12 protein-coding genes are annotated in these 12,552 nt (G+C 46.8%); 11 read left to right on the top strand and 1 reads right to left on the bottom strand.

The annotated features are described in order from the left end of the window. The first annotated feature begins 13 nt into the window (after nucleotides 1–13). The 8 genes from rplS to BBC0122_RS12120 all read left to right on the top strand — a co-directional run bounded on the left by rplS (nucleotide 14) and on the right by BBC0122_RS12120 (nucleotide 7,430). Nucleotides 14–475, top strand: a complete 462-nt coding sequence (rplS, locus tag BBC0122_RS12155; RefSeq protein WP_077994150.1) for a 50S ribosomal protein L19 — start codon at nucleotides 14–16, stop codon at nucleotides 473–475. A 224-nt stretch (nucleotides 476–699) separates the two neighbouring features. After that, entirely contained in the window at nucleotides 700–2,109 is a 1,410-nt protein-coding gene (gene leuC, locus BBC0122_RS12150; RefSeq protein WP_077994148.1) for a 3-isopropylmalate dehydratase large subunit, read from the top strand. Between the two features lie 105 nt (nucleotides 2,110–2,214). Continuing rightward, the gene (locus BBC0122_RS12145; RefSeq protein WP_077994147.1) at nucleotides 2,215–2,682 is read left to right on the top strand and encodes a GNAT family N-acetyltransferase; all 468 of its coding nucleotides are present in this window, start codon (nucleotides 2,215–2,217) and stop codon (nucleotides 2,680–2,682) included. Nucleotides 2,683–3,256: 574 nt separating this feature from the next. Further along, nucleotides 3,257–3,658 (top strand): succinate dehydrogenase, cytochrome b556 subunit, encoded by a 402-nt coding sequence (sdhC, locus tag BBC0122_RS12140; RefSeq protein WP_077994145.1) that lies wholly within the window; start codon nucleotides 3,257–3,259, stop codon nucleotides 3,656–3,658. 16 nt (nucleotides 3,659–3,674) lie between these two features. Beyond that, on the top strand, nucleotides 3,675–4,061 hold the full coding sequence (gene sdhD / locus BBC0122_RS12135; RefSeq protein WP_077994144.1) for a succinate dehydrogenase, hydrophobic membrane anchor protein: 387 nt from the start codon (nucleotides 3,675–3,677) through the stop codon (nucleotides 4,059–4,061). A 5-nt stretch (nucleotides 4,062–4,066) separates the two neighbouring features. Further along, nucleotides 4,067–5,911, top strand: coding sequence for a succinate dehydrogenase flavoprotein subunit (gene sdhA / locus BBC0122_RS12130; RefSeq protein ID WP_077994142.1), 1,845 nt, complete (start codon nucleotides 4,067–4,069; stop codon nucleotides 5,909–5,911). A 15-nt stretch (nucleotides 5,912–5,926) separates the two neighbouring features. Further along, nucleotides 5,927–6,706: a succinate dehydrogenase iron-sulfur subunit gene (locus tag BBC0122_RS12125; protein WP_077994140.1), complete on the top strand. Its 780-nt coding sequence runs from the start codon at nucleotides 5,927–5,929 to the stop codon at nucleotides 6,704–6,706. 454 nt (nucleotides 6,707–7,160) lie between these two features. Beyond that, nucleotides 7,161–7,430: a hypothetical protein gene (locus BBC0122_RS12120; RefSeq protein WP_149866705.1), complete on the top strand. Its 270-nt coding sequence runs from the start codon at nucleotides 7,161–7,163 to the stop codon at nucleotides 7,428–7,430. Between the two features lie 318 nt (nucleotides 7,431–7,748). On the opposite strand, the gene BBC0122_RS12115 is transcribed toward BBC0122_RS12120, so the two are convergent. Further along, on the bottom strand, nucleotides 7,749–8,990 hold the full coding sequence (locus BBC0122_RS12115; protein WP_077994137.1) for a ubiquinone biosynthesis hydroxylase: 1,242 nt from the start codon (nucleotides 8,988–8,990) through the stop codon (nucleotides 7,749–7,751). A 106-nt stretch (nucleotides 8,991–9,096) separates the two neighbouring features. Between BBC0122_RS12115 and BBC0122_RS12110 the strand changes: the two genes are divergently transcribed. From BBC0122_RS12110 to BBC0122_RS12095, 3 genes are all read left to right on the top strand, one after another. Continuing rightward, on the top strand, nucleotides 9,097–9,969 hold the full coding sequence (locus tag BBC0122_RS12110) for an acyl-CoA thioesterase (RefSeq protein WP_077994135.1): 873 nt from the start codon (nucleotides 9,097–9,099) through the stop codon (nucleotides 9,967–9,969). A gap of 631 nt (nucleotides 9,970–10,600) precedes the next feature. Next, nucleotides 10,601–10,939: a P-II family nitrogen regulator gene (locus BBC0122_RS12100; RefSeq protein ID WP_077994132.1), complete on the top strand. Its 339-nt coding sequence runs from the start codon at nucleotides 10,601–10,603 to the stop codon at nucleotides 10,937–10,939. A gap of 318 nt (nucleotides 10,940–11,257) precedes the next feature. Then, a complete protein-coding gene (locus BBC0122_RS12095) occupies nucleotides 11,258–12,427 on the top strand; it encodes an ammonium transporter (protein ID WP_225868201.1) in 1,170 nt (389 codons plus the stop codon). Nucleotides 12,428–12,552: the final 125 nt, after the last annotated feature.

Below are 12,552 nucleotides of genomic sequence, written 5' to 3'. Positions count from 1 at the left end.
AAGGATTGATGAGATGAATATTATACAACAGCTCGACGCCGAGCAGCGCGCAAAAATTGAAGAAAAGCGCAAACTTCCGGCTTTTCAGGCCGGTGACACATTACGTGTTCTGGTTCGTGTGACTGAAGGTACACGTACACGTGTGCAAGCTTATGAAGGTGTTTGCATTGCCCGTTCGGGTGGTGGCCTTAACGAGACATTTACTGTTCGCAAGATTTCCTATGGCGAGGGTGTAGAGCGCGTATTTCCGGTTTATTCTCCGCTTGTCGAGGGTGTCGAGGTTGTTCGTCGCGGTAATGTTCGTCGTGCCAAGCTCTATTATTTGCGTGGCCTTACCGGTAAAGCTGCCCGCATTTCTGAAAAAAGAGATTACCGCAAGAAATCGCTTGATGTTCCGAGCACAGGTGTGGCCGAAACTGTCACTGTTGAAACAGTTGCTGCACCGCTACCGGAATCCGGAGAAAAGTCCGAATAAAGCCGTTTCGGTTGATGCGAGATTAAAGCGGCTTTCAAGCCGCTTTTTTATTATTCCGGATTCAAATTTATTATATCGAATCCGATTTATCGGCTTTGTGGCTTTGTAAATTTCACGGTTTATTCTTATCTATTGTCAAGTGAATTGACTTTTAGAATGATCGTAGAATAATGAGCCGTTTAAAAGTTGAAAACACTTAAATCATAATATCCAAGGACAAAAAAATGAGTGCCCCGCGTACGCTTTATGACAAGATTTTTGAAGATCATATTGTAGACCGTCAGGAAGACGGAACCTGCCTACTTTATATTGATCGTCATCTTGTTCATGAAGTGACCAGCCCCCAGGCTTTTGAAGGCTTGCGCATAGCGCACCGTCCTGTGCGCCACCCTGAAAAAACATTGGCTGTTGTCGATCATAATATTCCGACTTCACCGGATCGGGCGAAAGGGATCAAGAACGAACAAAGCCGGACACAGGTCGAAGCTCTGGCAAAAAATACCTCCGAATTTGGCATAGAATATTTCGACCAGAATGATAAACGGCAGGGCATTGTTCATATTATCGGTCCGGAACAGGGCTTTACACTGCCCGGAATGACGATAGTCTGTGGCGATAGCCACACCTCGACACATGGTGCTTTCGGTGCGCTTGCCCATGGTATTGGCACGTCTGAAGTGGAGCATGTTCTTGCCACCCAGACATTGATCCAGAAAAAATCGAAAAATATGCTGGTTCAGGTCAATGGCAGTTTACCAAAAGGTGTAACGGCAAAAGATCTTGTGCTGGCCATTATCGGAAAGATCGGCACAGCCGGTGGAACCGGTCATGTGATCGAATTTGCCGGCGAGGCTATTCGCGGGCTTTCCATGGAAGGTCGCATGACTGTCTGTAACATGTCGATCGAAGCAGGCGCACGTGCCGGTTTGATTGCACCGGACGAGACCACTTTCGATTATATCAGAAGCCGCCCGCGTGCGCCGAAAGGTGAAATGCTGGAAAAGGCGATCGCTTACTGGAAAACCTTGAAATCGGATGAAGGAGCCCATTACGATACTGTCGTCACACTTGAAGCAAACGAGCTTGTGCCGTCGGTTACATGGGGTTCATCGCCTGAAGATGTTGTTCCGGTTACCGGTGTTGTACCGGATCCGGAAGAAATTGACGATGAAACCAAACGCGCATCGAAAATGCGGGCGCTCGAATATATGGGGCTGAAGGCCGGAACCAGAATTACCGATATTAAAATTGATCGGGTCTTTATCGGTTCTTGCACCAATGGACGCATTGAAGATATGAGAGCAGCGGCCGCAATGGTTAAAGGGAAAAAGGTTTCACCCACCGTTTCGGCAATGGTTGTACCGGGATCGGGGCTTGTCAAAGAACAGGCGGAAAAAGAAGGCCTTGATAAAATTTTCAAGGAAGCCGGTTTTGACTGGCGGGAGCCGGGATGTTCCATGTGTCTTGCCATGAATGATGACAGGCTGGAGCCGGGCGAACGCTGTGCCTCGACATCCAATCGCAATTTTGAAAGTCGCCAAGGCTATAAAGGACGCACGCATCTGGTTTCTCCGGCCATGGCTGCGGCGGCTGCAATTGCCGGTCACTTTGTCGATATAAGGGACTGGAAATAATCTTGCGTCAAAATCGAGTTCATTAAACAAGAACTCTTTACGTTTTGATCCGGTCACTTTAAACATAGTTCAAGTTAAAAACCCAACAAAGGGAGTTCGGGTGTTATGACAGATAATAAAGAAGACCGGCATGATGTTGCAATCAGCCTCTTACATTTGAAGGATGCACGTTTACTTGCTCCTCTTCTTGCAAGTTATACCCAGGCGTTGAAACGTGGTGCGCCACGTCGTCCCGATGAATATTATGCCGAACAATTGTTGCAGGATCGTACGGCAGAAGTATTGGGCGCACATGTCGATGGCGAGCTTGTCGGCTTTGTTATCTTCTATGACCATCCGGAACCTGTTTCCGGTTTGCGGGCAGGACAGGTCGATCATATCCATGTTCACCATGCCTATCAGGGTAAAGGTATTGCCAAAGCCATGATTGATCTGCTTTGTGATAAGGCCGAAGAGCGTGGCTGGACCAAATTGATTTTGAATGCACCGCGTATTCCGGAAGACGGGCGCAAGCTTTACGAACAGATTGCTGCCAAAGGCGACTGGACAGGTTATATCATCCGCTTCGATTGAGATGCGAAAATCAAGCAGGACGCGATAAAAGCGTTTGTTGAAAAAACAGATTTATAAAGGCCGTTTTGCATTTTTTGCAAAAACGGCCTTTTGTCAAATGCAGATTGTCAAGCATAGAAAATTTTTGCAAAAGCCGGTCAGGAAAGCGACCGGTTAAGAATCAGTCCGAGAATCAATCCGTGTCCGTGACGCCGGAATAAAAGCGCTCATAAAGTGGAAATATGATTGTTTTTATCATGTTTTTTAACCGATTAAAACCGTTTTTAAGATAAAAACTTTACTCAATCCCAATGATTTGATGACAAGAATATGCTTTACTGCTTTGACGCGGAATAAAATCCGCATTAGAACAGAATACGTTCTATAGTTTAGCTAGTGAACATTCGGTTGTTTTTGGGTGTGACCTTTAATCCGCCAACTGAAATGGCCGGCCTGTAGTATTGGAGGAAAATTATCGTTCCAATGCATTGAGAGTTATTTCCAACCTGTTTGCAGTGCAAAAATGCAGAACAGACGGGAGGAATGGCGGGAATGGTTATCCATATCCGCAGTCAAATCCAGGTCAGGGAAGCCTATGACAGATACGACAACGACAAAAACACGTCCTCTTTCACCTCATGTCAGCATTTATCGCTGGCCCATTACGATGGCAATGTCTATTGCCCACCGTATCACTGGAGGTGCTCTTTATGTTGGCACCTTGTTTCTTGCAGCTTGGCTGATGGCGGCTGCCTCCGGTGAAGGAGCATTCGAGACAGTAAACGGCTTGTTTAATTCATTTATCGGCCGCTGCATTCTGTTTCTTTATACATTGGCTCTAGTTCATCACCTTGTTGGCGGTGTGCGGCACTTTTTCTGGGATACAAGAACCTATCTCCTTGAAAAACATTGCGCGACCAAAACGGCTTGGGCCACGGTCTTTATTTCCATTATCGCGACGCTTCTTATCTGGATCGTCGGTTATTGCGTCCGTTAATGGCAGGGAGATATTTATGAAAAAAGATTTCAGAACAGAGCTTGGAAAAGTTCGGGGCTGGGGAGCTGCGCATACAGGAACAAGCCATTTTTGGGCCCAGCGTATGACAGCGCTTGCCAATGTCCCGTTATTCATCTTTTTTATCGTGCTTGTTGTCTCTCTTGTCGGCAAGGATTATGCAACGGTTCATGCAACTTTGGCAAATCCGGTTGTGGCCGTCGTGATGGCATTGATGATTCTCTCGGGCATCTATCATATGAAACTGGGTATGCAGGTCATATTGGAAGATTATCTTCCGAATGAAGCAACACGCATCCTGATGTTGTCACTCAATACGTTCTTTTGTTACGCTATTGGTGCCGGTCTGCTTCTCGCCCTTCTAAAAATTTCATTGGGAGGTTGATCTCTATGGTCACCACTTCTTCAACTCAGTCCACTTCGCAAAGTGGAAAAGCCTATCATTATGTCGATCACAAATTCGATGTTGTTATTGTCGGTGCAGGTGGTTCGGGATTGCGGGCAACATTGGGAATGGCCGAACATGGCTTGAAAACAGCCTGTATCACCAAAGTCTTCCCGACCCGTTCACATACTGTTGCGGCGCAAGGCGGTATTGCCGCATCCCTATCCAATATGGGGCCTGATAATTGGCAGTGGCATATGTATGACACAATCAAAGGGTCTGATTGGCTCGGTGATATGGATGCCATGGAATATCTGGTACGCAATGCGCCTGCTGCTGTTTACGAACTTGAACATTATGGCGTGCCGTTTTCGCGTACCGAAGATGGTAAAATCTATCAGCGCCCGTTTGGTGGACATACCACCGATTTCGGAGCCGGTCCGCCCGTTCAGCGTACATGTGCAGCCGCCGACCGTACAGGACACGCGATCCTGCATACACTTTATGGTCAAAGTCTGAAGCATAATGCGCAATTTTTTGTTGAATATTATGCACTCGACCTCATCATGACAGATGGTGTTTGCACAGGTGTTGTGGCCTGGAATCTTGACGATGGAACCATTCACCGTTTTTCGGCAAAAATGGTTGTTCTGGCAACCGGTGGCTACGGCCGTGCCTATTTTTCGGCAACCTCTGCCCACACTTGTACAGGTGATGGCGGCGGCATGATTGCCCGTGCCGGTTTACCGTTACAGGATATGGAATTTGTCCAATTCCACCCGACCGGTATCTATGGTTCGGGGTGTCTGATTACCGAAGGTGCGCGTGGTGAAGGTGGCTACCTCATCAACTCGGAAGGCGAGCGTTTCATGGAACGCTATGCTCCTTCGTTCAAGGATCTTGCTTCGCGTGACGTTGTTTCGCGTTGTATGACGATTGAAATCAGGGAAGGACGTGGCGTCGGACCGAAAAAGGATCACATCTATCTGGTTTTGAGCCATATTGATCCGGCAATCTTGCACGAACGGCTTCCGGGAATTTCCGAATCCGCCCGTATTTTTGCCGGCGTTGATGTCACCAAAGACCCGATACCGGTTATTCCGACGGTTCACTATAATATGGGTGGTATACCAACCAATTATTTTGGTGAAGTGTTAAACCCGACGGAAGATGAACCCGATCGTGTCCAGCCGGGCTTGATGGCTGTTGGTGAAGCGGGATGCGCATCCGTTCACGGTGCTAACCGCCTCGGTTCCAACTCGTTGATTGATCTTGTGGTATTCGGTCGTGCAGCAGCTATCCGCGCGAGCGAGGTTATCGACCGCAAGTCGGAAATTCCGCCAATCAATGAACAGGCTGTCGAAAAGATTATGGATCGTTTCGACCGTATCCGTTACGCCAATGGAGCCAAACCGACGGCCGAGCTGCGTGAAAAGATGCAGCGTGCCATGCAGGAAGATGCGGCGGTTTTCCGTACCGAAGAATCGCTTCGTCAGGGATGCAAACGCATTTCGGAAATCTGGAATGAATTACCGGACGTAAAGGTAACTGATCGTTCGCTCATTTGGAATTCCGATCTGATGGAAACATTGGAGCTGGAAAACCTCATGGCCAACGCAATATCGACGGTTTATTCGGCAGAAGCCCGCCATGAAAGCCGTGGTGCCCATGCACGTGAGGACTACCCGGAGCGTGATGACAAGAACTGGCGCAAGCACACGCTTTCGCGCTTGTCACAAGACGGGAAAGTTACGCTTTCCTATCGTGGTGTCCACCTCGACCCGTTAACCAAAGAGGAAGACGGTGGCATTTCGCTCAAGAAAATTGCGCCCAAGAAGCGCGTTTACTAAGGGGAGATATTGATAATGGTTCATATGGCGCTTCCCAAGAATTCGCAAATCAAGCCGGGTAAGGTCTGGCCGAAGCCGGCTGACACCTCGAAATTGACCGAATTCCACATTTACCGCTGGTCGCCGGATGACGACCAGAATCCGCGTCTCGATACTTATTATGTCGATCGCAATTCTTGCGGACCAATGATTCTTGATGGGCTTCTATACATCAAGAACCATGTTGACCCGACTTTGACATTGCGTCGTTCATGTCGTGAAGGTATTTGCGGCTCGTGCGCGATGAATATTGACGGCTCCAATACTCTTGCATGTATTACAGGTATGGACGAGGTCAAACATCCGATCAAGATTTATCCATTACCATCCATGCCGGTGGTAAAAGATCTGGTGCCGGATCTCAACCGCTTTTACGCTCAACACCGCTCGATCGAGCCATGGTTGCATACGGTTTCGCCGGAGCCGGAAAAAGAATGGTTGCAGAGCCATGAAGACCGTCAGAAACTGGACGGACTTTATGAATGTATCCTTTGTGCATGTTGTCAGACATCTTGCCCAAGCTATTGGTGGAATGGCGATCGTTATCTGGGACCGGCTGTTTTATTGCAGGCCTATCGCTGGATTGCCGATTCGCGCGACGAAGCCAAGGGTGAACGGCTTGACAATCTGGAAGATCCATTCCGGCTCTATCGTTGCCACACCATCATGAATTGTGCGCAAACATGCCCGAAGGGGTTGAACCCTGCAAAGGCTATTGCCGAAATCAAGAAATTGATGATTGAACGGCGCGTCTAACTAAAACATTTTTGCGAATTTGTTTATTTTGAAAGCCGTGTGGGACAGCCACACGGCTTTTTTGTTTTCAATTCTACCGGCACTGACAGCTTTTTGCGCTTTAATGAAAATAGTTCGATCTTTCGTTGTGTGAATAAGGATGAATTTCCCATGGGTAAGCCGTGCCAATATCGCCCTTCGTGGTTGAAATCACGCCAATCACCACATTTCCAATTACGTTCGATCGGGTTGTGTGGATGGAAATCCGCAAAAGCAACTTGCGATTCATGGTTGGATTGCTTGCCGTGAGACGGCACTAATTGTTTTCTCCGAGCCAATTTTTAGAATCGCCAAATGGATCGGGCTTATATTCTCTTGTTACGTTCTCTTCCGATTATAAATGTTCAATTATTTTCAGGTTCGAGATAATGACATGACAGATGTTTTTGCCATTCCGTTGCTTTGATAGAAGGGCTTGGCATGCGAAACCGTCTCGTCGGGCTTATCCGGATTATTTCCTTTCCCGACGATTATCAACGGTAATCAGGTTTTAATGTTATTCACCGTCAGCACCGCTATGGTTCAGTGGCTCTTTTATCAGGTAGTCATAGATCGTTTTAAGGGTAAGCAGCAATTCGGGCAGGATTTTATACCTGTAAGTCTATTCCGTTTGATTGCCGAGAGTAATGATGACAAGGAACGACGAACGATCAATGATCGCGAATTTCATAATCGTTTTTTTTAAAGGGTATGAAGAACATATAGAAAACCGAACCGCTTCCGCTCAGGTAATCCGGATTTCGGGAATCCGAGGAAACAGTGTCCGGAGCGCTCCCGATTGTGGCATAGCATCAGTTCACAAAAATTCGCGCATATTTAGGCGACGGGCTTACCCATTCTTCAGACGAAATAGAAATCCGGCCTTTTAAATCGAACATTTTTAAATCGGCCTTTCACAATCAGACCTGCCACTAACAAAATAGCATCTATTTAACGGCAAGGTCTGATTGAAAATTCCATATGCCTTAAATTCTGGTCACCTGAAAGACTTTTATTAGAGGTTTTAAAGTGCTTCCCCTAAAAGGAGTTTAGGCGCTCCGTCAGTAATTCCGGCAGCTTCCTGAATGAAATAATTTTTCATTCTCGGCATCCGTTCGACCAGACCGAGACCGACATCGCGCAACAAGCGTATTGGCGAAATATCATTGGAAAACAAGCGGTTGAGTACGTCTGTTGTTATCCCCATACGCACTGTCTCGAATCTGCGCCAAGCCTGATAGCGTTCCAGTCCCACAATTGAACCAATATCGAGTCCGAGACGGGCAGTTTCAACAATGATTTGAGCCAGTGCTGCAACATCCCTAAACCCAAGATTTAAACCCTGACCAGAAATGGGATGGATGCCGTGGGCCGCATCACCGGCAAGTGCAAAACGTGGCTTCACAAAACTTCTTGCGAGCGTAAGTCCGAACGGAAAAGCACGTCTGTCGCCGACAAGTTTCAAAGCACCGAGATGGTGTCCGAAACGGGCTTCGAGTTCGGCTTCAAAAACAATATCATCGGCAGCCATAAGCCTTTTTGCGTCGTTTTCGCGTTCGTTCCAGACAAGCGAAGAGCGATTGCCTTTCAGCGGCAAAATAGCGAAAGGACCGGCGGGAAGAAAATGTTCTTCGGCACGTCCATTGTGCGGCCGTTCATGTTCGACAGTACAAACAATGCCCATTTGTCCATAAGGCCAATAAACGGTTTTAATATCTGCAATATCACGGAGTTTCGAGCGCACGCCATCGGCTGCGACAAGAAGACGGCTTTGCAATGTTTTCCCATTGCTCAAATCAATGAGCATTTCGTTGCCATTATTGGTAAAATTATCGACACTCAGCTCTTCCAGAACAGCTATTTCCAATTCTTCAGCACGGCGGTGGAGTGATGCATTCAGATATTTGTTCTCGACCATATAGGCAAATGGTTCACCGGGTGCGACATTGCCTTCAAAGGTAAGGAAAACCGGCCTTACAGGATCACTATTGCGTGAGTCCGTAATAATCATGTCATTGATCGGTTGTGATAATGGTTCTATTTCATCCCAACATTGAAGCTGTCGAAGCATACGAATGGCAGCTGCAGCAATTGCAGAAGCACGCGGGTCGGTTTTCCAGCTATCCTTTGGGGCGGCGTCAATTACCGCGATTTTCAGGGAAGGAACAGCCTGTTTGATAGCAACAGCCAGTGAAAGACCGACATAGGCACCTCCCGCAATGACGAGATCCAGAATTTTATCGGTGGGGGTTGCCGAAGAAGACATATAGCTTCCTTTCGTAAATATGTATGAGCTTAATGGTTGTTGACAATCATCAGCTTTCCTGTTTCACCTAATCGGTTTCGTTCAACCATTTAGGTGAATATGGCTCATGTCCGATCGACTTCAACATCTGTTATCCATACTGGATTTAGAAAAAATTGACCAGAATTTGTTTCGTGGTCAAAGTGGAAATTCACGCTGGCAACGCGTTTTTGGCGGCCACGTTATCGCGCAAGCATTGGTTGCTGCCCATCGCAGTGTCGCGCCGGACAGGTTTATCCATTCGCTTCATGCCTATTTTATTCGCCCTGGTGACCCGGATCGTCCAATTATTTACGAAGCCGAGCCGCTACGTGACGGAAGAAGTTTTTCTGTTCGGCGTGTGGTTGCCAAGCAGAATGGCGTTGCCATTCTTTCGTTTTCAGCTTCTTTCCAGATTGATGAACCGGGACTTGATTATCAACGCCCGATGCCAGAAAATTTGCCGGAACCGGAAATATTGAGTGGCGACCAGGCCATCGATCAGGCTATTCTTGAATCGGCACCGGAAACCATCCGCAATTATTGGAACCAGCAACGTCCGTTTTTAATTCGCCCGATTGATCTTGAAGATTATCTCAATCGCGACAAACACCGGCCGATACAACGCTGCTGGTTCAAACTTAACGGAAAAGTCGACAGTACAAGAAGTCTCAATTCTGCTCTTCTTGCTTATCTTTCCGACATGACGTTGCTTGATACGTCGCTGATCGTTCATGGATTATCCATTTTTACCCCCGGTCTTATTCCGGCAAGTCTTGACCATTCTATGTGGTTCCACCGTCCTTTCAGCCTTGATGACTGGATGCTTTATGATATTGAAAGCCCTAACACCAACGGGGCACGCGGCTTGGCTCAGGGTTATATTTACACACGCGACGGAAAATTGATTGCAAGTGTCGCACAAGAAGGGCTTATCCGCCTTGTGGAGCCAAAATCATAAAAAATAGAAAGACGGGTGCAGCAGCTATTAAACCATAAGCAAAAAGGCCGGTTTCATTTGTGTCCTTTGAACCGGCCATTGATTGTTCCGGTCGGGAAAGAACAGATTTCCGTTGTGATTTATCGACCTTATCCATTTGCGATACGGGGTGGGAAATTCCGCCCGTTAAAGCCGGTTTGCCGGTGCGGCATTATATTCCGGTATTATTTTGCGGCATTATTTTCCGGTTTTATTTTATTGAATGGCAATATTTTAGCGAATGATATTGCCAAAAATAATGGCAGCTTCTAAAGCCGCCATTCCGAAATGGTTTTTTAAAAAAAGCTGTTTTATCGACTTCAACAAGGCGTTTCTCCCCCCACAACTTTTCAATCCGGAAGATCGGGCAAATTGCATATTCTATCAGGTTTAAAACCTGAAACAGCTTCCACTATATTTTGTTAAATATTTTGGCTTGACCGGAGCAGCCATTGCTCTCTTCTTTTCGGTGTCTTTCTTCCCGACGAACCATCAAATCCCGAATTTTTTACGGTCTCTACCCCAATTGGCATGAGTCTTGAATAGCTTCATCGCGTGTCCGGAAATTTTCAGATTATTTCTGGTCGAAACCAAGCCGAGGAGAAGACAAGCCATGAAATTCATTTCTGCGATTATAAAGCCATTCAAGCTCGACGATGTGAAAGATGCACTTTTGAATATGGGTATTGATGGACTTACCATCACCGAAGTCAAAGGATATGGACGCCAGAAAGGCCATACCGAAATCTACCGCGGAGCCGAATATGCAATCAGTTTTCTGCCTAAAATAAAGATCGAAGTTGCAGTTCCGGCAGATCAACTTGATCGTGTATTGGAAGTCATTACGGAAGCAGCCCGCACCGGACAAATCGGAGACGGGAAGATATTCGTTTGGTCACTTGATCGAACCTTGCGCATAAGAACCGGCGAAACCGATGAAAATGCACTTTAGATGACAGTAAATCGGAAGCAAGTTGCCTAAAAAATATGCAAAATAATAAAATGATTATCATATGTGCGTTTTTTCACGCATAAATAACGGTTCAAAGCAATTGGCATGAAACTTGTTAGATATTGAAATAACCGAACGTGGTGCACGTTCTTTTCCAAATGGAGAGGTTTTATGGCGAGTTTAAAAAAATTGGTTCCAATGGCGGTCGGTGCATTTGCGTTAATCGGAGCGGATGCAGCTTTCGCACAGGAAGTAGAAACGGTGACGGAAGTTGTCACCGAAATTCCGGCAAAGATAGATTCTGGCGATACGGCATGGATGCTGGTTTCAACTGCATTTGTTCTGCTCATGACAATACCGGGTCTTGCACTTTTTTACGGCGGCATGGTGCGTAAGAAAAATGTTCTTTCAACAATGATGCAGAGCTTTGCAATATGCTGTCTTGTCAGCGTGATCTGGTTTGTTGTGGGCTATTCCTTCGCTTTTTCCGGAAAAAATCCATATTATGGAGATTTTTCACTCTTGTTCTTGAAAGGTATTTCGATTGACGACCTTAACGGAACATTTCCGACCTATCTTTGGGTTACTTTCCAGATGGCCTTTGCCATTATCACACCGGCATTGATTACCGGCGCATTCGCCGAGCGAATGAAGTTTTCTGCAATGTTGTGGTTTATGGGATTGTGGTCGATTTTGGTATATGCGCCAATTTGCCATTGGGTCTGGGGCGGCGGCTTTCTCGGAAAAGATGGTGTCCTCGACTTTGCCGGTGGTACAGTCATTCACGTTAACGCCGGTGTCGCCGGTTTGATTACCGCTCTTGTTCTTGGCAGACGGCAGGGTTATCGCACGGTCAATATGGCACCGCACAATCTTACTCTTTCTATGATTGGTGCTTCATTATTGTGGATCGGCTGGTTCGGTTTCAATGCCGGTTCTGCCGGTGCAGCAAACAAAGTTGCAGCCGTTGCAATGTTGAATACGCAAATTGCCACTGCTGCCGGTGCTTTATGCTGGATGATAGCCGAGTGGGCAGTATCCAAAAAGCCTTCGGTTCTGGGAATTATTTCAGGTGCAGTTGCCGGACTTGTTGCCATTACGCCGGCGGCCGGTTTTGTCGAACCGGGCGGTGCTATCATTATCGGCATCATTGCCGGACCGGTTTGCTATTTTGCTGCAGTATTCGTCAAACGTGCATTGGGATATGACGATTCGCTCGATGCTTTCGGTGTCCATGGTGTTGGTGGCATTATAGGAGCGCTGCTCACAGGCTATTTTGCTTCCGATATTTTCTTTACCGATCCGGAAGCCTATGCAAAAGTTTCAGTGCTCAATCAGGGTTTCGGTCTTATCGTGGCGATGATCTATACTGCAATTGTAACCACTATTATTCTTTACGTGGTCAAAGCTGTCATCGGTTTGCGCCCGACCAAACAACAGGAAATCGAAGGATTGGATATTTCCCTCCACGGCGAAACAATCCAGTAGAATTTTCTTAAAAACAACCCGAACTTTTGGCCCGCTTCAAAAAGCGGGCTTTTTATTTTGCCTGTCGTTTTTTCGATTGGTTAATAGCCCGTTAACTCTCTCGTTTTATAGTCACGTTTAAAAAT

This window comes from Ditibartonella choladocola, assembly GCF_002007565.1.
GTDB classification, from domain to species: Bacteria; Pseudomonadota; Alphaproteobacteria; order Rhizobiales; family Rhizobiaceae; genus Bartonella; species Bartonella choladocola.
Note: the sequence above shows the minus strand (reverse complement) of the source record. Positions and strands in the feature narration are given on the sequence as shown.

Coding starts and splice junctions, on each gene's coding strand:
- rplS (WP_077994150.1), top strand. CDS start 14: ATGAATATTATACAACAGCTCGACGCCGAGCAGCGCGCAAAAATTGAA.
- leuC (WP_077994148.1), top strand. CDS start 700: ATGAGTGCCCCGCGTACGCTTTATGACAAGATTTTTGAAGATCATATT.
- BBC0122_RS12145 (WP_077994147.1), top strand. CDS start 2,215: ATGACAGATAATAAAGAAGACCGGCATGATGTTGCAATCAGCCTCTTA.
- sdhC (WP_077994145.1), top strand. CDS start 3,257: ATGACAGATACGACAACGACAAAAACACGTCCTCTTTCACCTCATGTC.
- sdhD (WP_077994144.1), top strand. CDS start 3,675: ATGAAAAAAGATTTCAGAACAGAGCTTGGAAAAGTTCGGGGCTGGGGA.
- sdhA (WP_077994142.1), top strand. CDS start 4,067: ATGGTCACCACTTCTTCAACTCAGTCCACTTCGCAAAGTGGAAAAGCC.
- BBC0122_RS12125 (WP_077994140.1), top strand. CDS start 5,927: ATGGTTCATATGGCGCTTCCCAAGAATTCGCAAATCAAGCCGGGTAAG.
- BBC0122_RS12115 (WP_077994137.1), bottom strand. CDS start 8,990: ATGTCTTCTTCGGCAACCCCCACCGATAAAATTCTGGATCTCGTCATT.
- BBC0122_RS12110 (WP_077994135.1), top strand. CDS start 9,097: ATGTCCGATCGACTTCAACATCTGTTATCCATACTGGATTTAGAAAAA.
- BBC0122_RS12100 (WP_077994132.1), top strand. CDS start 10,601: ATGAAATTCATTTCTGCGATTATAAAGCCATTCAAGCTCGACGATGTG.
- BBC0122_RS12095 (WP_225868201.1), top strand. CDS start 11,258: ATGCTGGTTTCAACTGCATTTGTTCTGCTCATGACAATACCGGGTCTT.